The sequence below is a fragment of the Mesorhizobium sp. M0040 genome (assembly GCF_040323505.1).
Classification (GTDB): domain Bacteria; phylum Pseudomonadota; class Alphaproteobacteria; order Rhizobiales; family Rhizobiaceae; genus Mesorhizobium.
In genome coordinates, this window is record NZ_JAMYVA010000005.1 from 22,231 (window position 1) to 39,916 (window position 17,686).

General features: G+C 63.1%; 18 protein-coding genes. 9 read left to right on the plus strand and 9 right to left on the minus strand.

The annotated features are described in order from the left end of the window. Nucleotides 1-59: 59 nt before the first annotated feature. A complete protein-coding gene (gene purE / locus NKJ91_RS06265; protein WP_023678468.1) occupies nucleotides 60-557 on the plus strand; it encodes a 5-(carboxyamino)imidazole ribonucleotide mutase in 498 nt (165 codons plus the stop codon). Further along, nucleotides 554-1,630: a 5-(carboxyamino)imidazole ribonucleotide synthase gene (locus NKJ91_RS06270; protein ID WP_352454858.1), complete on the plus strand. Its 1,077-nt coding sequence runs from the start codon at nucleotides 554-556 to the stop codon at nucleotides 1,628-1,630. Before purE ends, NKJ91_RS06270 begins: the two co-directional genes overlap by 4 nt. Before the next feature lie 92 nt (nucleotides 1,631-1,722). Here NKJ91_RS06270 and NKJ91_RS06275 read toward each other — a convergent pair whose 3' ends face one another. Next, nucleotides 1,723-2,145, minus strand: coding sequence for a lysozyme inhibitor LprI family protein (locus NKJ91_RS06275; protein WP_352454859.1), 423 nt, complete (start codon nucleotides 2,143-2,145; stop codon nucleotides 1,723-1,725). A gap of 235 nt (nucleotides 2,146-2,380) precedes the next feature. Here NKJ91_RS06275 and ykgO point away from each other — a divergent pair, with 235 nt between their 5' ends. Then, complete coding sequence (gene ykgO / locus NKJ91_RS06280) at nucleotides 2,381-2,506, plus strand: type B 50S ribosomal protein L36 (protein ID WP_006203764.1); 126 nt, start codon at nucleotides 2,381-2,383, stop codon at nucleotides 2,504-2,506. A gap of 94 nt (nucleotides 2,507-2,600) precedes the next feature. Continuing rightward, entirely contained in the window at nucleotides 2,601-3,200 is a 600-nt protein-coding gene (locus NKJ91_RS06285) for a tetratricopeptide repeat protein (RefSeq protein WP_352454860.1), read from the plus strand. A gap of 236 nt (nucleotides 3,201-3,436) precedes the next feature. Here the strand turns inward: NKJ91_RS06285 and pyk are convergent, their stop codons facing one another. Together pyk and NKJ91_RS06295 are read right to left on the minus strand one after the other, a co-directional pair. Continuing rightward, on the minus strand, nucleotides 3,437-4,867 hold the full coding sequence (pyk, locus tag NKJ91_RS06290) for a pyruvate kinase (RefSeq protein WP_352454861.1): 1,431 nt from the start codon (nucleotides 4,865-4,867) through the stop codon (nucleotides 3,437-3,439). After that, nucleotides 4,864-5,310 carry a DUF1036 domain-containing protein gene (locus NKJ91_RS06295; protein ID WP_502894514.1) on the minus strand — a complete coding sequence of 149 codons (447 nt, stop codon included), beginning with the start codon at nucleotides 5,308-5,310 and terminating at the stop codon, nucleotides 4,864-4,866. Before NKJ91_RS06295 ends, pyk begins: the two co-directional genes overlap by 4 nt. Before the next feature lie 285 nt (nucleotides 5,311-5,595). Here NKJ91_RS06295 and NKJ91_RS06300 point away from each other — a divergent pair, with 285 nt between their 5' ends. The 4 genes from NKJ91_RS06300 to NKJ91_RS06315 all read left to right on the plus strand — a co-directional run bounded on the left by NKJ91_RS06300 (nucleotide 5,596) and on the right by NKJ91_RS06315 (nucleotide 8,581). Continuing rightward, entirely contained in the window at nucleotides 5,596-6,393 is a 798-nt protein-coding gene (locus tag NKJ91_RS06300) for an N-formylglutamate amidohydrolase (protein WP_352454862.1), read from the plus strand. Between the two features lie 26 nt (nucleotides 6,394-6,419). After that, a complete protein-coding gene (locus NKJ91_RS06305) occupies nucleotides 6,420-6,728 on the plus strand; it encodes a DUF1244 domain-containing protein (RefSeq protein ID WP_292663476.1) in 309 nt (102 codons plus the stop codon). A gap of 63 nt (nucleotides 6,729-6,791) precedes the next feature. After that, nucleotides 6,792-7,253, plus strand: a complete 462-nt coding sequence (locus NKJ91_RS06310; protein ID WP_352454863.1) for a cupin domain-containing protein — start codon at nucleotides 6,792-6,794, stop codon at nucleotides 7,251-7,253. Nucleotides 7,254-7,399: 146 nt separating this feature from the next. Beyond that, entirely contained in the window at nucleotides 7,400-8,581 is a 1,182-nt protein-coding gene (locus NKJ91_RS06315; RefSeq protein ID WP_352454864.1) for an MFS transporter, read from the plus strand. On the opposite strand, the gene NKJ91_RS06320 is transcribed toward NKJ91_RS06315, so the two are convergent. Next, entirely contained in the window at nucleotides 8,539-9,450 is a 912-nt protein-coding gene (locus tag NKJ91_RS06320; RefSeq protein WP_352454865.1) for a LysR family transcriptional regulator, read from the minus strand. The genes NKJ91_RS06315 and NKJ91_RS06320 overlap by 43 nt on opposite strands. A gap of 93 nt (nucleotides 9,451-9,543) precedes the next feature. On the opposite strand from NKJ91_RS06320, the gene NKJ91_RS06325 reads away from it, so the two are divergent. Beyond that, the gene (locus NKJ91_RS06325) at nucleotides 9,544-10,515 is read left to right on the plus strand and encodes an SDR family oxidoreductase (protein ID WP_352454866.1); all 972 of its coding nucleotides are present in this window, start codon (nucleotides 9,544-9,546) and stop codon (nucleotides 10,513-10,515) included. A 53-nt stretch (nucleotides 10,516-10,568) separates the two neighbouring features. On the opposite strand, the gene NKJ91_RS06330 is transcribed toward NKJ91_RS06325, so the two are convergent. From NKJ91_RS06330 to NKJ91_RS06350, 5 genes are all read right to left on the minus strand, one after another. Then, entirely contained in the window at nucleotides 10,569-10,727 is a 159-nt protein-coding gene (locus NKJ91_RS06330) for a DUF3309 family protein (protein ID WP_023678456.1), read from the minus strand. A 100-nt stretch (nucleotides 10,728-10,827) separates the two neighbouring features. Next, nucleotides 10,828-14,004: an efflux RND transporter permease subunit gene (locus tag NKJ91_RS06335; protein ID WP_352454867.1), complete on the minus strand. Its 3,177-nt coding sequence runs from the start codon at nucleotides 14,002-14,004 to the stop codon at nucleotides 10,828-10,830. Nucleotides 14,005-14,006: 2 nt separating this feature from the next. Then, nucleotides 14,007-15,218 (minus strand): efflux RND transporter periplasmic adaptor subunit, encoded by a 1,212-nt coding sequence (locus NKJ91_RS06340; RefSeq protein ID WP_352455028.1) that lies wholly within the window; start codon nucleotides 15,216-15,218, stop codon nucleotides 14,007-14,009. A 379-nt stretch (nucleotides 15,219-15,597) separates the two neighbouring features. Further along, the gene (locus NKJ91_RS06345) at nucleotides 15,598-16,728 is read right to left on the minus strand and encodes a patatin-like phospholipase family protein (RefSeq protein WP_352455029.1); all 1,131 of its coding nucleotides are present in this window, start codon (nucleotides 16,726-16,728) and stop codon (nucleotides 15,598-15,600) included. Between the two features lie 26 nt (nucleotides 16,729-16,754). Beyond that, nucleotides 16,755-17,537, minus strand: a complete 783-nt coding sequence (locus NKJ91_RS06350; protein ID WP_352454868.1) for a 3-hydroxybutyrate dehydrogenase — start codon at nucleotides 17,535-17,537, stop codon at nucleotides 16,755-16,757. Nucleotides 17,538-17,686 lie beyond the last annotated feature (149 nt).

Genomic DNA, 17,686 nt, shown 5'->3' on the forward strand with positions numbered 1-17,686 from the left:
TCCTTGCGGCTCCCCTCGATTTCAGCTAATGCGCGCTTTTGCCGCCGGAGAGCAGAAGCTTGGACGATCACCGCGCCGACGTCGCCATCATCATGGGCAGCCAGTCCGACTGGGCGACGATGCGCCACGCCGCCGAAACGCTTGAGGCGCTTGGAATTCCGCACAAGCGCCTGATCGTCTCGGCCCACCGCACGCCCGACCGGCTCTATGACTTCGCCAAGGGCGCCAAGGCGGCCGGCTACAAGGTGATCATCGCCGGTGCCGGCGGTGCGGCGCATCTGCCCGGCATGACGGCGGCGATGACGCCGCTGCCGGTGTTCGGCGTGCCGGTGGAATCAAAGACGCTGTCGGGCCAGGACTCGCTGCTATCAATCGTGCAGATGCCGGCCGGCATTCCGGTCGGCACTTTGGCCATCGGCAAGGCCGGCGCTGCCAACGCTGCCCTTCTGGCCGCCGCGGTGCTGGCGCTGAGCGACGAAAAGCTCGCCGCCCGGCTGGATAGCTGGCGCGCCGCGCAGACCGCCAAGGTGGCCGCCGAGCCCACGGATGCGCCGTGAGCCTGCCGGCGGGATCGAGCATCGGCATCATCGGCGGCGGCCAGCTTGGCCGCATGCTGGCGATGGCCGCGGCCCGCCTCGGCTACCGCATCGTCGTGCTGGAACCGCAGCCGGATTGCCCGGCGGCACAGGTCGCCAACCGGCAGATCGTCGCCGCCTATGACGACGCGGCCGCGCTTAGCGAGCTGGCTGCGGCCAGTGCCGTCGTTACGTATGAATTCGAGAACGTACCGGTCGCGGCCGCCGCGGCACTTGCCTCTACGGTGCCGGTCTATCCGCCGGCACGCGCACTGGAAGTGGCGCAGGACCGGCTAGCGGAAAAGAAATTCCTCAACGGCATCGGCATACCGACCGCGGATTTCAGCCCCGTCGACAATGACGAGGAACTGACGGCTGCGCTGAAACAGTTCAACGGCAGCGGCATATTGAAGACGCGCCGCATGGGCTATGACGGCAAGGGCCAGCGTGTCTTCCGCAACATAGAAACAGGCGGCTTTGCCGGCACTTGCGAGGCGATGGGCAACGTGCCGTTGATCCTGGAATCCTTCGTCACCTTCGAGCGCGAGATTTCGGTGATCGCCGCGCGCGGCAGCGACGGCTCGCTCGCCGCCTATGATCCAGCGTGGAATGTCCATCGCAACGGTATTCTTCACAGCTCGACGCTGCCGGCCGGAGTAAAATCCGAGACGGCGGCTGCGGCTCAAACGGCGGCGGCAGAGATCCTTGCAGCGCTCGACTATGTCGGCGTCATCGGCGTCGAATTCTTTGTCCTTGCCGACGGTTCGCTGTTGGCCAACGAGATAGCGCCGCGCGTCCACAATTCCGGCCACTGGACGGAGGCCGCCTGCACCGTCTCGCAATTCGAGCAGCACATCCGCGCCGTCGCCGGCCTGCCACTGGGAAATCCCGCCCGGCAGTTCGACTGCGTCATGGAAAACCTGATCGGCGACGATGTCAGGCGCGTTCCTGAGCTGCTCGCCGAGCCCGATCTGATGCTGCACCTCTATGGCAAGGCCGAGGCGCGGCCCGGCCGCAAGATGGGCCATTTTACGCGCGTCAGCCGCCGCAGCTAGAGCATGATCCCGAACCGAAGGTCCGCGCTAGCGAAAAGTGGAATCCGGTTTTCGGAAAAGATCATGCTCAAACACAAAGTTAGAACCTACGCTTACTGGATTTCGCCGCTCTCGTCCTCGTCGGGGCTGGCGCAGCTCACATCGCCTTCCGCGCAGGTCGAATCGGCGGTGAGCTGCTTGGTGCGATCGTCGGTCAGCCGCGTCAGGCATTCCGATATCAGCATCGGATAGATCGAGCCGCCTTCGCTGTCCGCGGCGGAATAGCTGCATTCCGCGTCGCGAAAAGCGATCCAGGCGCGCTGCGCCGTCTGCAACAGCTTCCTGGCTTTTGCGTCACTTCCGCCGATGAGATCCTGGTAGGCCTTGTTGAGCTTGGCGTCGGCGGATTTGTAGTCCGCGTCGGCGCAGATGTTCATCATCTGCTGGCTGTCGTCGTTGCGGTCGCATTCTTGCGCATAGGCAACAGAACCTGCCGCGAGGACGACAAGACAGGCGGACACAAGAATTCGGCGCATGACGATCTCCAATTCGCAACCGCATCATTCCAGCCGTCTCAAGCCTGCGCAACGCCGCAAGACGCCAGTGGCGGATATTTGATGATACGAAACGGTCCGTATCGTTTAGGCAACGCGCTTGCGGTTGACACGGGCAACGCTCCTCGTCTATGAGCCACGCACAGTTCAAAGGCGCGTCTGTGGGCGCGCCTTAATAATTCGGCCCGTGACCGGGCCCAGACCGACGGGCAAGACCATGAAGATCAAGAATTCGCTCAAGGCGTTGAAGGCGCGTCACCGCGACAACCAGCTGGTTCGTCGCAAGGGCCGCATCTACATCATCAACAAGACCGCGCCGCGCTACAAGGCGCGCCAGGGTTGAGTTTTCGACGGAGGCTGCGCGCCTCCGTCCGCATGATACGACTCTCACGCTAAATTCAGTTTGACGATCCGGCGTCGGGGGCTAGATTCCCGCGATGCGGATTCTTTTTGCATTTTTCACGGCTTTCCTCGTTTCCGGCGCTGTCTCGCTGCCGGCGTGGGCTGAAGATCCGACCACAACACCGCCGACAGCACCTCCGGTCGTCAAGACGAAACAGGCGCGGCTCGATCAGCTGTTTGCCGATCTCAAGCGCGAACGCAATGAAAAGGCGGCCGAGCGCATCGCCGGACGGATCGGCAGCGAGTGGTCCCAGTCGGGCAGCGCCTCTATCGACCTGATGATGCAATGGTCGCAGAAGGCGATCGAAAACCAGAAATTCGATGTTGCACTCGATTTCCTCGATCAGGTGGTGACTTTGCAGCCGACCTATGCGGAAGGCTGGAACCGGCGCGCCACTGTTCATTTCATGATGAAGAACTACGGGAAGTCGATGGCGGATATCGACCGCACCCTGCAGCTCGAACCACGCCATTTCGGCGCGCTTTCGGGCCTGGCTCAGATCATGGCCGAAACCGGCCACAAGCAGTCGGCACTTGAGGCCTGGCAGCGCGTGCTCGGCATCTACCCAATGATGCGCAGCGCCCAGGACCAGGTCGCCGCACTTTCCGAGGAGCTTGCCGGCGAAGGCATTTGAGACCAGTAAGGGAGTAGGGGAATAGGGGAGTAAGGGAATAGGGGAGTAAGGTAGTATGTGAGAGGTGCAGATTGCACTGTGGAACGCCCTACTCCCCTACTCCCGAACCGGTCACAGGCTGATGCAAGCTGGCGGAGTTCGGCGTCTATCCTAACCCAACTGCCGTCGATGCGCCCGGCTGGCGCCGTGTTTACCACGCGCCATGCAGCCGGCCTATCCGGCAGCCGCGGCCGACATTAGCGGCCGACTTCCGATCCGACATAGGCGATGCGCAGCATGTTGGTCGAGCCCGGCGTCCTCAGCGGCACGCCGGCCGTGATGATGACGCGGTCGCCCGGCTTGCCGAAACCTTCATCGAAGGCGATGCGGCAGGCGCGGTCGACCATGTCGTCGAGGTCGCTGGCGTCGGGGGAAACGACGCAATGCGTGCCCCACAACAGCGACAGCCGCCGCGCCGTGTTGAGGATCGGCGACAGCGCCACGATCGGCACTTGCGGCCGCTCGCGCGCGGCGCGCAAGCCGGTCGTGCCGGACGCGGTATAGGTGATGATCGCCGACAGCTTCAGCGTCTCGGCTATTTCGCGGGCGGCGAGCGAGATCGCGTCGGCTCCGGTCGCTTCCGGTTCCGAGCGCTGCGCGTTGATAATTCCGGCATAGGTCGGGTCGGTTTCGACCTTGGTGGCGATCCGGTTCATCATCGCCACCGCCTCGACCGGATAGGCGCCGGCGGCGGACTCCGCCGAAAGCATGATCGCGTCGGCGCCTTCAAACACGGCGATCGACACGTCCGACACCTCGGCCCGCGTCGGCACCGGCGCGGTGATCATCGATTCCAGCATCTGCGTGGCGACCACCACCGGCTTGCCGGCACGGCGCGCGGCGCGGGTGATCTGCTTCTGAATGCCAGGCACGGCTTCGAGAGGCATCTCGACGCCGAGATCGCCGCGGGCGACCATCAGCGCATCCGAAAGCTCGATGATCTCGGCCAGCCGGGCGACGGCCTGCGGCTTTTCGATCTTGGCCATGATCAGCGCCCGGCCGCGTGCGATCTTGCGCGCTTCGGCCAGGTCCTCGGGCCGCTGCACGAAGGACAGCGCCACCCAGTCGACGCCGGTCGCCAGAACCGCGTCGAGATCCCGGCGGTCCTTTTCCGTCAGCGCGCCGACCGGCAGGTCGGTGTCGGGCAGGCTGACGCCCTTCTTGTCGGAAATGGTGGTGCCGGCGACGACGGTGCAGACGATCGCCTTGCCGTTGCTGCTGACCGCCTTGAGCTCGAGCTTGCCGTCGTCGATCAGCAGGCGATGACCAGCCTCGACCGAACGCAGGATTTCGGGATGCGGCAGGTAGACCCTCGTCGAATTGCCGGGCTCGGGATTGTCGTCGAGCGTGAAGGTCTGACCGACGGTCAGCACCTCTTTGCCGTTGGCGAACTTGCCGACGCGCAGCTTTGGCCCTTGCAGGTCGGCGAGAACGCCGATCGGCCGGCCGACCGCCTCCTCGACGGCACGAATGCGGCCGACAAGCGTACGCATCAATTCATGGTCGGTGTGGCTCATATTGATGCGGAACACGTCGGCGCCGGCTTCGAACAGCTTCTTCAGCATCTCCTCGGACGAGGAGGCCGGACCGATGGTGGCGAGGATCTTGACCTTGCGGCTGCGTCTCATTGACTGTTTGTTCCCGGGGCGGCTGGAGCGCCATCCGTTGCGGGCTCGTCAGTCAGCTGGACCATCCAGCTTGCCTGCTCGCCCGTGTCATATTCCTGGAATCCGGCGCGCTGAAAGCCCCGGGCGACGCAATCGGTAACGCCGGCGATCTTGAACTCTTTTTCGGCCACGCACATGTTGATCGGGCCATCCCAGCGTCCGCCGCGCTCGGCGTCTTCTGCATAAAGATAGTAAAACCTTGATGACAACGGTCCCTCGATCAGCGTCTTGCAGCTCGATCCTTCGATGTGCCACCAGCCTTCGGTGATCCAGCCGGCTTTGGCGCGATAGCCGATGCCGACACCGACCAGGTTCTGCGTGGCGTTGCAGACCCGGAAATCGGCCCGTGCCGGCGAGGCCGAAATCACCGCGAAAAGACCCATGGCCGGTACCAGGAGCGGCATGGCCAAGGCGTGGCGCACACGCAGCCTGCCGGCGAAACCCATCCTGAAACCCCTCAAGAACCACATTTGCATCTCTCAACGCCCCTTTTCGGAAAAGTCCGTACGCATGTCAACGCGCCGATCTGTCCAATTCCAATCGATTTAGAAGGCTCTGGCGCGCTTGCGGTCGCCCCTGCTCAGTTTTTTGGCAGAAACCGTGGCCAAACAACGGCATTGCGCAAGCGTTCTCTTCGTGGAATGACGATACCACCTCCCCGAAAGCCCGCGAACAGACCTTTCCCGCCAATGACCCGATCCACAGTTTTCGCGCCTTTCGATATCGTCGAAGGCGATCGCAAGCGCGGCATGGTGCTTCTGGCCGATCACGCCCGCCGCGACCTGCCGGAGGAATATGGCAGTCTCGGCCTGCCGGCGGCGGAGTTCGACCGCCATATCGCCTACGACATCGGCGTCGAGACTGTAACCCGCGAACTCGCAAGTCTGCTCGGCGTTCCGGCCGTGCTTGCCAATTTTTCGCGACTGCTGATCGACCCCAATCGCGGCGAGGACGATCCAACGCTGATTCGCCAGCTCTATGACGGAACCGTCATCCCGGGAAATTACCCCATCGCGCTGGAGGAGCGCGAAAGGCGGCTGGACCGCTTTTACCGCCCCTATCATGATGCCGTCGGCGCCATGATCGCCTCTGTGGCAAAAGCGTCCACGCAGGCACCCTTCATCTTTTCGGTGCATTCCTTCACGCCGACCATGCAGGGCTTCGTGCGGCCGTGGCACGTCGGCATACTATGGGACCTCGACGATCGCGTGGCGCGGCCGCTGATCGACATGCTCGCCGAGGACAAGAGCCTCGTCGTCGGCGATAACGAACCCTATGACGGCGCTCTGCGTGGCGATACCATGTTCCGGCACGCTATCGTCAACGGCTTTGCCCATGCGCTTCTCGAGATCCGCCAGGACCTGATCGCCGACCGCAAGGGTGCTCTCGCCTGGGCCGAACGGCTGGCGCCGATCGTTGACGCGATAGATCGACGTGCCGATATACATGCGGTGAAAATATTCGGCTCGCGCACCGGGCCGGTATGATGAGGCCCAAGGGAGGCCAACATGACATGACCGAACTCAGCGACGAACAAAAGCGTGATTTCGAAGCCGCTGCCTTCCGCCGGCTGGTCGCGCATCTGCGCGAGCGTTCCGACGTACAGAACATCGACCTGATGAACCTCGCCGGCTTCTGCCGCAACTGCCTGTCCAACTGGTACCGCGATGCGGCGCAAGCCGAAGGTGTCGAACTCAGCAAGGAACAGTCGCGCGAGATCATCTACGGCATGCCCTATGCCGAGTGGCAGGCACTGAACCAGGTCGAAGCCTCCGACGCCAAGAAGGCCGAGTTCGAGGCAAGACGCCCCAGGGATCACTAGGGTCACAATCCATCGCGCTGAACGACCTTCACGAATGGTTTGCCGCCAAATGGGAGGACTGCCGTGCCTAAGATTGACGTTGCCGACGTGCCCGGACGCAAGGGCTCATCCTATCCACCGCCGTTCGATGCACCCTGTGCCGAACGCGTGCGGCAGCGGCTAGGCAACGCAGGCGGGCTCACCGACTTCGGCATCAATCTCATGCGCCTGCCGCCGGGCAACTGGTCGAGCCAGCGCCACTGGCATTCGCACGAAGACGAATTCGTCTACGTGCTTGAAGGCGAGCTGACGCTCGTCGAAGATGCCGGCGAGACGGTGCTGCGCGCCGGTGATTGCGCGGCCTTTCCGAAAGGATCAGGCAACGGCCATCACATGATCAATAAATCGGGCGCGATGGCGATCTATCTCGAAGTCGGTTCGCGCTGGCCCGAGGACGTCGCCACCTGCTCCGACATCGACATGATGAGCACCAACGCTGACGGCCGGTTTGTGCACAAGGATGGCGCGCCTTATCCCGAGCCGTAAGGATTTCGGAGTGGACCGCCGAGATGGTTGGCCGACGCGAGAGGACGTAGCGTCTGGTCCAAGCACTTTCGACGAAGAGCGCTTGACTGTGAATTGAATCGATCTAATTTGCCGCGCAACGCCATTTCCGGACCGAATTCTACCCGATGGACGCGCAGAAAATCACGCAGATCGCGATTCGTGGACGCTGGGCAGTGGCCGGGATCTTCCTCGCCAACGGCTTCTTGACCGGCAGTTGGGCGCCGCAGATCCCGGTGTTCCTGACGCGACTCGACATTTCGAAGTTCACGCTCGGCTTGCTGATTCTGTTGTTCGGTGCCGGCGCCGTCACCGCCATGACTTGGTGCGGCCATCTGATCTCGAAGCATGGCTCGCGCACGGTGCTGCGCTGGTTCGGACTTGCCGGCAGCTTCGGCCTTTTGGTTGTGGCTCTGGCCCCCAACGTGCCCCTTGCGGCCGTCGCCATGTTTATCTTCGGCGGTTCGATCGGCGGCATGGACGTCGCCATGAATGCCAACGCAGTGGCAGTCGAACGGCGGCTGTCCCGTGCCATCATGTCGTCCTCGCACGGCTTCTGGAGCCTTGGCGGTTTCGCTGGCGGCGCTTTGGGCGGTTTCGCCATCCAGAACTACGGTCACCTCGCCCATGCGACAGTGGTGACGGCTCTTGCCTTTGCCGTCATCGCCGTCGCGATCCGCTACCTGATCGCCGAGGACAAGCACCCGGTCGCCGAGCATCACAAATTCGCGCTGCCGGCAAACCCGCTGGTCTATCTGGTTGGGCTGATGGCGCTGCTGACGATGATCTCCGAAGGTGCGGTACTCGACTGGGCGGCGCTGTATCTCAGGCAGGAGCTCGGCGCCGATCTTGCCATCGCAGGCCTGGCCTATGCCGCCTTTTCCGGAGTCATGGCCATCATGCGCTTTCTCGGCGATGGCGTCCGCAACCGTTTCGGTGCCGTTACGACGTTGCGCGCCTCGGCCCTTGCCGCTGCTGCCGGCATGCTGGTGGCCGGGCTGGCTCCCTCGCCTTGGCTGGCCATTGCCGCCTTTGCCTTTTGCGGCCTCGGCATTGCCAACATGGTGCCGATCATCTTTTCGGCCGGCGGCAACCAGGAGGGCATGGCGTCCGGCACCGGCATGAGCGTCGTCACCACAATGGGTTACTCAGGCATTCTGGTGGCGCCGTCGGCGATCGGCTTCATCGCCGAACACTCGAGCTTCGGCCCGATCTTCGTCGCTCTGTCCGGGCTGCTGGTCGTCGTGCTGGTGATGGCTGGGCTCGCTCACCGCGCTGAATTTGCTGCCGAGCCTGCACCGGCTGAATAGCGCTTGAACTCTTCGTAGAGGAAATCCGCGACGCGGCGGATGCGCACGCTGGTACGCACGTCGCGGTGCATGGCCAGCCACACCGGCAGCGTCGGCAGTGGGAGACCCGGCAGCACTGTCTCGACCAGCGGATCACGGTCGGCGAGCGGCTCCTGGCCAAAGCCGATGCCGTTTCCCGCCCGCACCGCTTCCCACAGCACGATCTGATTATCGGTCCTGAAGCGGAAGGCATTGCGGGCGAGCGGGACGCCGAACTGGGCAAAGCCGCGAATGATCTCATCGCTGCGGTCGAAGCCGACCAGATCATGGCCGGCCAGATCGCGGGCCTCGCGCGGACGGCCACGCCGGTCCAGATAGGATTTTGCCGCGCAGGCGCGGAGCGGAATGTCGGTCACCTTGCGCGCGACCAGTTCATTCTGCGCCGGCTTGACCATGCGAATGGCGATATCGGCGTCGCGACGCAGCAGATTCTCGACCTGGTTCGAGGCGACGATCTCGACCTCGATGCCCGGCTCCTCGAACCCAAGCCTCGCTGTGATTTCCGGCAGCACATAGGCCGCCACCACTTCGCTGGCGGCAATGCGCACCGTACCCTCTATCGCCTCGACCGATCCCAGCGCCAGCAGCGAAAAGGCGCTCGCCTGCTCGCTCACCGCGCGACCCCGTTCAAAGAGCGTGCTGCCTGCTTCCGTGAGCGCATAGCCACGCCGCCCGCGCCGGAAGAGCGTGACGCCGAGCGCCTGTTCCAGCTCGGCGATGTGGCGGCCGAGCGTCGGCTGGCTCGCGTCAAGTTTTCGTGCGGCCGCCGACAGGCTGCCGGTCTCCGCCACGGTGACGAAACTCTTGATCAGGTTCCAGTCGATATCCATTCAAAATTGGATATCATATCGCCAATCGTAGTCAATTTTCATTCGTTTGCGAAGAGACAATATTGGCGTCGTAACGCAACACGGAGACGAACAATGACCACGATCGCAATTCTCGGCGCCAATGGCCGCCTCGGCCGCACGGTCGCCAAGGCCTTCCTCGATGCCGGCTACGATGTCCGTGCCATCACCCGCAGCGGCAAGGTGCCGGCCGAGCTCAAAGGCGCTACGGCGATCGCCGGCGACGCGCTCGACCGTGCTGCGCTGATCCGCGCGACCGAAGGCGTCGATATCATTTTCAATGGCCTCAACCCGCTCTACACCGACTGGAGCAAATGCTTGCCGATGGCCGAGAATGTGATGGCTGCCTGCCGGGCGAACGGCGCGCTGCATCTCTTCCCGGGCACCGTCTACAATTACGGCTCGCAGATGCCGGCGGTGATCGCCGAAGACACGCCGTTTCGCCCGACGACGGAAAAGGGCCGTATCCGCGTCGCCATGGAGGACCTGTTTCGCCGCGAGGCAGACGCAGGTCGAGCGCGCACGATCCTGCTGCGCGCTGGTGATTTCTTCGGCGGCACCGGCAGCGGATCGTGGTTCGATCTGGTTGTTGCCGCCAAGATGACCAAGGGCGTCTATACCGCCCCCGGGCCGGTCGATCTCGTGCATGAATGGGCCTATTTGCCCGACTTGGCCAAGGCCTTCGTCGGGCTGGCTGACAATCTCGACAAGCTCGGCTTCTACGAGGCGCTGAACTTTCCCGGCCATGCGGCGACCGATCTGGACATCAAGGCGGCCGCGGAGAAGGCGCTCGGACGCACGCTGAAGCTGACGTCGATGCCGTGGTGGGTGCTGCGCGCCGGCAGCCCGTTCGTGGCGATGTGGCGCGAGATCGTTTCGATGTCCTATCTCCGCTTCGAGCCGCACCGGCTGGTTTCGGGCAGGCTGGAAAGCGTTATCGGTACGATCCCGCACACGCCGCTGGAAGATGCAGTGTCGGAAGCGCTTGAGGATATCGGCATCGCCACGATCAAGACGACGCAAAAAGCTGCCCAACAAGGAACTTAAAAAAGGCGGATGGCCTGATGGTCATCCGCCGCTGTTCGGGAGGAAGGTTGCGCTCAGATCCGGCCCATTAACAGCAGCACCAGGACAACGATCAGGATGACGCCGACGATGCCGGATGGTCCGTAACCCCAGGACCGGGAATGCGGCCATGCCGGAACCGCGCCGATCAGAATAAGAATAAGGATAATGATGAGAATGGTGCTGATCGTCATCAGAAAATCCTCGCTTTGAGGTTGCAATGACGGAACAATGCAGAAGGCCGCCCATTGTTTCCCGGGTGGCCTTTGCTTGATCAGGATGGCGATCCGGACTCTATTCGGCGGCCTTCGGGAAGGCGATCGCCGGTTCGGCACCCAGATCGGCGTCCAGGCCTTTCGACGGGATTTCGGCCTTTCGACGCCCCAACAGGCGACTGAACCAGCCACGACGCGCACCGGGTTTGACCTTGGCGCGAGTAAACACCATCAGCATCGACGGCGTCACCACCAGCGTCAGCACGGTGGCGAAGGACAGCCCGAAGACGATCGCCGAAGACAGCGAAATCCACCATTGCGTCGACGGCGCGTTGATCGTCGTCTCGTGATGGAAGATTTCGAGGCCGAGGCCGAAAGCAATCGGCAGCACGCCGAGGATCGCCGACACCGCCGTCAGCACCACCGGACGGGCACGTTCGCGGCAGGTCTGCAGAACGGCTTCGTATTTGTCCCAGCCCTCTTCGCGCAACCGGTCATAGGTGTCGATCAGCACGATGTTGTTGTTCACCACCACCCCGGCCAGCGCGATGACACCGATGCCCGACATGACGATGCCGAATGCCCCTCCCGTCAGCAGCAGCCCGAGGAACACGCCGATCGTCGCCATGACCACGCAGGACAGCACCAGCCAGACGCTGGTGAACTTGTTGAACTGCGCCAGAAGCACGATGAAGATCAGGAAGATCGCGGCACCGAAGGCTTTGCTGAGGAAGGCACCAGCCTCTGCGCTGTCCTCATTCGAACCGGCAAGCTTCCAGCGAATGCCGCTGCCGAGGTTCATGTCGGCGACAGCTTTGGTGACCTCCTGCTGGACGGCTGCCACCTGGGCGCCGGCAGCGACGTTGGCCTGGACGACCACAGTTCGCGCGCCGTCGATGCGGTTGAGGATACCGACCGTCGGCTCCGGCTTGCGCACGACGAAGTTCGAGATCGGCACCGAGCCTTGCGCGGTCTGCACCCGGAGTTCGTCGAGCGTCGACAGCGTGCGCCGATCCTCGGGCAGGCGCAGCCTGATGTCGACCGCATCATCGGCGCCAGCGGGCCGGTACTCGCTGAGCTTCAGCCCGTTGGTCACCAGTTGCACCACCGTTCCGACCGCAGTCGGGCTGATGCCGTACTGCGCCGCCTTGGCGCGATCGACCTCGAGCGCCCAGTCGACGCCGGGCGGCGCCAGGCCGTCGGAAATATCGATGACGCCGGGCACCTTGGCTATGCGCGCGGCGACGGCGCGGGCCTTGTCGTCAAGGCCCTTCGGATCGACGGCCGAAAGCCTGATCTGGATCGGCTTGCCGGTAGGCGGGCCGGCTTCCGGCACGCGAACCTCGACGTCGACACCGGGAATGCCGGCCATCACGCCGCGCAGTTCGTCCAGGATTGAGTTCGCCGATTTACGCTCGCGCCAGTCGACGAATTCGTACTGGATCACGCCAACCACGTCTTCCGGAACATCCTGGCCGCCGCCCTGCGTCTTGCCGACACGGGTATAGACAGACTTCACGCCCGGCCAACCGAGCAGCCGATTTTCCGCGGTCTTGGTGGCCGCGTCCATTTCGGCAAGCGAAAGATTGCCGCGGGCGTGGACATAGAGCAGGCCGTAGTCAGGCTCGACATTCGGGAAGAATTCGACGCCGGCACCGAATTTCGAATAGGCGTAGCCGACGCCGAACAACAGCGCCACAGTGAGGACAAGCACGGTGATGGGATAATGCACCGCCTGCTTGACCACGGCCATGTACCAGCCGTCGCGATTGTCGTCGGGGTGATGGGCCGGCGCCTTGGCAAATATCGCGCCCAGCGTCGGCGCGAAGACCAGCGCATAGAGCATCGAGGCCGAGAGCGTCACGATCAGCGTGATCGGCATGTATTTCATGAAGTCGCCGATAATGCCCGGCCAGAACAACAGCGGCGAGAAGGCGGCAATGCGCGTCATCGTCGCCGCGATGACCGGGCCGGCCATGCGCTTGGCGGCAAGCGCGAACGCTTGCTCCTTCGGCATGCCCTCGCTCATGCGTCGCTCGGCGAATTCGGTGACGATGATGGCGTCGTCGACCAGCATGCCGACCGCCAGGATGAGGCTGAACAGCACGATCATGTTGATCGTGTAGCCCATCATTGCCAGCAACAGGATGCCGATCAGGAACGACGAGGGGATGGCCAATCCGATCAGCAGCGAGGCACGGCCAGACAGCGCGTAGAGAATGACGATGAACACCAGGATGACGGCGATCATCACGTGGTTCTGCAGGTCGCCGAGCAACTGGTTCACGAAGACGGACTTGTCTTGCGTGTAGGTGACGTGCATGCCCTCCGGCATCGTCTTGATGAAGGCGTCGGACACCTCCCTGACCTTGCCAATCGTATCGATCAGGTTGGAGCCGATGCGCTTCTTCACCTCGATGGCGATCGCCGGCTTGCCGTCGAGGCGGGTGACCGTCTCGGCGTCCTTGAAGGTCGAGCGGATGGTGGCAATGTCCTTGGCCTGCACCACCGCATTGGGGCCGGCGACGACCGGAAGCGCCGCCACATCCTCTGGCGTCTCGATAAGCGACGGCACCTTGACCGCGTATTTGCCCTCGGATCCTTCGATATTGCCGGCGGCGACAAGACTGTTGGAAGCGCCGACCGCACCGATCAACTGGTCGAGCTGCAGCCCGTAGGAAGACAGCTTCATCGGATCGATGACCACTTCGACGAGGTCGTCGCGCGCACCCTGCAGCGAGCCCTCGAGCACGCCAGGCACTTCCTCGATGCGGTCGCGCAGCTCGCGCGCCGCCGCCGTCAGCACGCGCTCGGGCACCTCGCCCGACAGCGTCACGACCAGGACGGGGAACTCGGAGATGTTGACCTCGGAGACCACGGGCTCCTCAGCCGCTTGCGGCAGGTCGGCCTTGCCGTCCTGCACCTTGCTGCGCGTGTCCTGCAGCGCGGTGGCGAGATCCGTCTGTGGCTGGAATTCGACCAGCACATAACCGCCGCCCTGGAAGGCGGCCGAGCGCATCTCTTTCAGGCCCTTCAGGCTCTTCAGCTTGGCTTCCATCGGCCGCAGCAAGAGGCGCTCGGAGTCTTCCGGCGAGATGCCCTGGTAGATCAGGCTGACATACATCATCGGAATCGGAACGTCGGGTTCCGCTTCCTTCGGCGTCGACTGGTAGGCGACCGCACCGGCAACGATGAGAAAGACCAGGACCGAAATGGTCAGCCGGGCATTGCTGATTGCAAGTTTGACGATGTCCATGATTACTGCGTCCCGGTCGTCGCTTCGCCCAACAGCTTTTGGATGGTCGCCTGGTCGGCTGCGACCGGCTTGACCACTTCGCCTTCCTTCACCAGTTCCTGGCCGGCGACGATGATGCGGGCGTCGGCCGCAATGCCGCCGAGCACCAGGCCGGTCGGCGTGTCGTCGACCAGATCGATCGGGAAGAACACGACCTTGTCGTCCTTGTCGACGGCGCGGATGCCGAGGTCGCCCTTGTCGCCGAGCGTCACCACCGAGCGCGGCAGCATCACGGCGTCGGTCGGCTGGGCGCTGAGCGCAATTTCTGCCGTCATGCCGGCCGGTACGGACCCATCGGCATTGGGGATAGCGACTTCAACCCGAAAGGTACGGGTTGCCGAAGATGCATCCCGGCTGATGTAGCGCACCGTACCCTTGACGGTCTGGCCACTGACCAGGCGCACATTGGCTTCGTCTCCGATCTTCAGATAGCCGAGATCGCGTTCGCTGACTTCGCCGCGGGCGATCACCGGATCGAGCTTGAGAATGGTCGCCACCTCGCCGCCCTGCATGACGGAACTGCCAAGCTCCACCGGCACCCGGTCGATGACGCCGTCGAAGGGCGCCTTCACCTCGTTGCGGTCGAGCTCGGCTTGCGCGGCGTCCAGTTGCGACTTGGCCAGCGTCAGGTTGGAACGGGCCGTATCGAGCTGCAGCTTGGGCAGATTGCCGGTTTTCATCAGCCGCAGGGCCGCAGCCAGCTCGGCCTCACGTTGCACGACAAGCTGCTTGGCGTTGTCGACCGCCGAGATCTTTTCCTCGGCGGCAAGCATCAGGATGAGGTCGCCGGTCTTGACGTGCTGACCCTGCTTGACCGGCAGCTTGTCGATGACGCCAGCGACGCGTGTCGCCAGGACGGCGCGCTTATCGGCTTCGGTCAGTCCGGAAATGCGGATAGCGCGTGCATAGGTGCGCCGCGGCGGGGTTATGACCGCGACCGTGCGTAACGGCGCCTTGGGCTGTTCCGCCTCGGCAGTCCCCGGCTTGGCAGCCCCCTGTTTGCCAGTTTGGGGCTTGCCTGCGTCGGCTGCCTTGGGCTGCTCGACCTCTCCTGCCTTGGGCTTGTTGTCGGCGGACGCGCTGCCGACGGACGAGAATTCGCCTGTCGCCATCCAGCCGGCGAACCCGATGAGCACAACAATGGCTGCAAGCTTGTGAAACCTGAATTTCGGCATCGTCATTTTTTCCAGTGCGCGGGGTTCGGCCAAGCCGCATCTTCTACTTGGGGCGCGTCGCCGATATGGGTGCGCGCGAGGCCGTATTCAAATTGCCGTGATCGGCGAAGCGCGCTTCTACCTCAAAGTTGCGGCGCAATATAGTCAGAAAAGTTGATGGATTGTTGCTTTGTCCGCAAAGATGCGGCTGCAGCATCGGCTGTTGATCGCCAAAACAGCGGTATGGCAGCAAGTGTCAGGATGATTGGACAGATTGCGATGTCATCTGCTTTGCGGAGGAGCCAGACAAATCCAGGAAAAGTGTGAAACGGTTTTCCGTCGGAATTGCGTCAAAACAAAAAGATAGAGCGGTTCGGCGTTTCCGAAACGATGAACCCTTCTAGGCCGGACGGCGGGCGGCCTCGGGCTGCTTGCGCGCCGCAAGAAACTCCTTGACCCGCCGGCCCGGCGCCGGCCCGCGTACCGGCTTCAGGCCGTCGTCGAGCTCGCCGGACAGATCGATCGTCGGCCGCTTGCCGACGGCGTCGTAATTTTCTTCCAGCCAGTCACTGGCCGCGGTGCGGCCGAGGTCGCGCAGATAGGCAAGGAACGCCCATTCGGCATTGACCTTGGACGATGCCGACAGATCCTTGAACGCTTCGTCGGCATCGATGCGGTGCATGCGGATGTCGCGATATTCGCCGTGCGGCAATCGGCCGGCGGCGATCAGTTCCTTGACGAAGGCGATCGAGCGGAATTCGCGCAACAGCCCGGCATTGAAGGTGATCTCGTCGATGCGGTTCTGGATCTCATTGGCGCTCTTCGGCGTTCCCTCGCGGACCACCGGATTGATCTGCACCAAAAGCACGTCCTCGGTGGCCGCCGTCTTGAAGAACGGGAACAGTGCCGGGTTGCCGCCATAACCGCCATCCCAATAGGGCACGCCCTTGATCTCGACGGCACGGAACAATTGCGGCAAGCAGGCCGACGCCATCACCGTGTCGAGGTCGATCTCGCCGTCCGAGAAGACCCGCAACTGGCCGGTCTCGACATTGGTAGCGGAAATGAACAGTTCCATCGACTTGCAGGCGCGCACATTGTCGAAATCGATCTCACGTTCGACCACGTCGCGCAGCGGATTGATGGCGAGCGGATTGGCGACATAGGGCGAAAATACCCGAGACATCGTATCGAACAGGAAATAGCCGGGCGTGTTCTCGATCGACCAATTGCCCCAGGCGACGTCCCAAGGCATGCGCTGTACCGGGCTGAAGCGGCCCTTTGCCGCCACCGCACGCCAGAAATCGTCGAGCTTCCGCCGCGCGCCCTCGACACCGCCGCGGACAAAGCCGTCGGCCAGCGCCACGGCATTCATGGCGCCGGCGCTGGTGCCCGAAACCGCCGTTATGTCGAGGCGCCCGTCCTCGAGTAGCCGATCGAGCACGCCCCAGGAAAACGCCCCGTGCGAACCGCCGCCTTGCAGCGCGACATTGATCTTCTTTGGCTCTTCCGACTTGCCGTTTTTCGGCATGGCGTGGCCCTTGACCGCTGGAAGCCTCACTGAGCGGTCCAGCCGCCATCGACAGAGATGTGCGCGCCGTTGATCTGCGCCGCCGCATCCGAGCATAGGAACACCGCGGCCGCCGCAACCTGCTCGACGGTGACGAACTCCTTGGTCGGTTGCTTTTCGAGCATGACCTCACGGACCATCGTCTCGCGGTCCATCTTGTTGGCCTTCATCTGGTCGGGGATCTGCGCCTCGACCAGCGGCGTCAACACATAGCCCGGACAAATGGCATTGCAGGTGATCTTGTCGCGCGCCAGCTCCAGGGCGACAGTCTTGGTCAAGCCCATAATGCCATGCTTGGCCGAGACATAGGCCGACTTGAACGGCGAGGCGACAAGGCCGTGGGCCGAGGCGACGTTGACGATCCGGCCGCCACCGGCCTGTTTCATCAACGGGATGGCGGCTGCGATGGTGTGGAAGGCCGATGACAGGTTGATGGCGATGATCGCATCCCACTTCTCGATCGGGAAGCTTTCGACCGGCGCGACATGCTGGATGCCGGCATTGTTGACCAGGATGTCGACCGAGCCGAATGCCTCGGCTGCCTTCGCCACCAAAGTCCGGCACTCGGCCGGCTTCGACATATCGGCCTTGACGTAGACGGTCTTCACTTGGTGGTGCTTCGCGATCGCGTCGGCGATGGCGTGATCGTCGGCGGTGTCGGAAAAAGAATTGACGACGACGTTGCAGCCTTCGGCCGCGAGCGCGTGAGCAATGGCCAGGCCGATGCCCGAGGTGGAACCGGTGATGATGGCGGTTTTTCTGGCGGTCAAGGCGGCTTTATTCCTTTCGAGGCGGGCTCCCGCGGAACCATGCTGCACTGCAGCATATAGGCTCTCTGTCACCCAAGAACAGCGGATGTGTGGAGCAATGACATGAAATTTTTGTCATGTAGACCTCTCTCGTCCCGACGAGAGAGGTG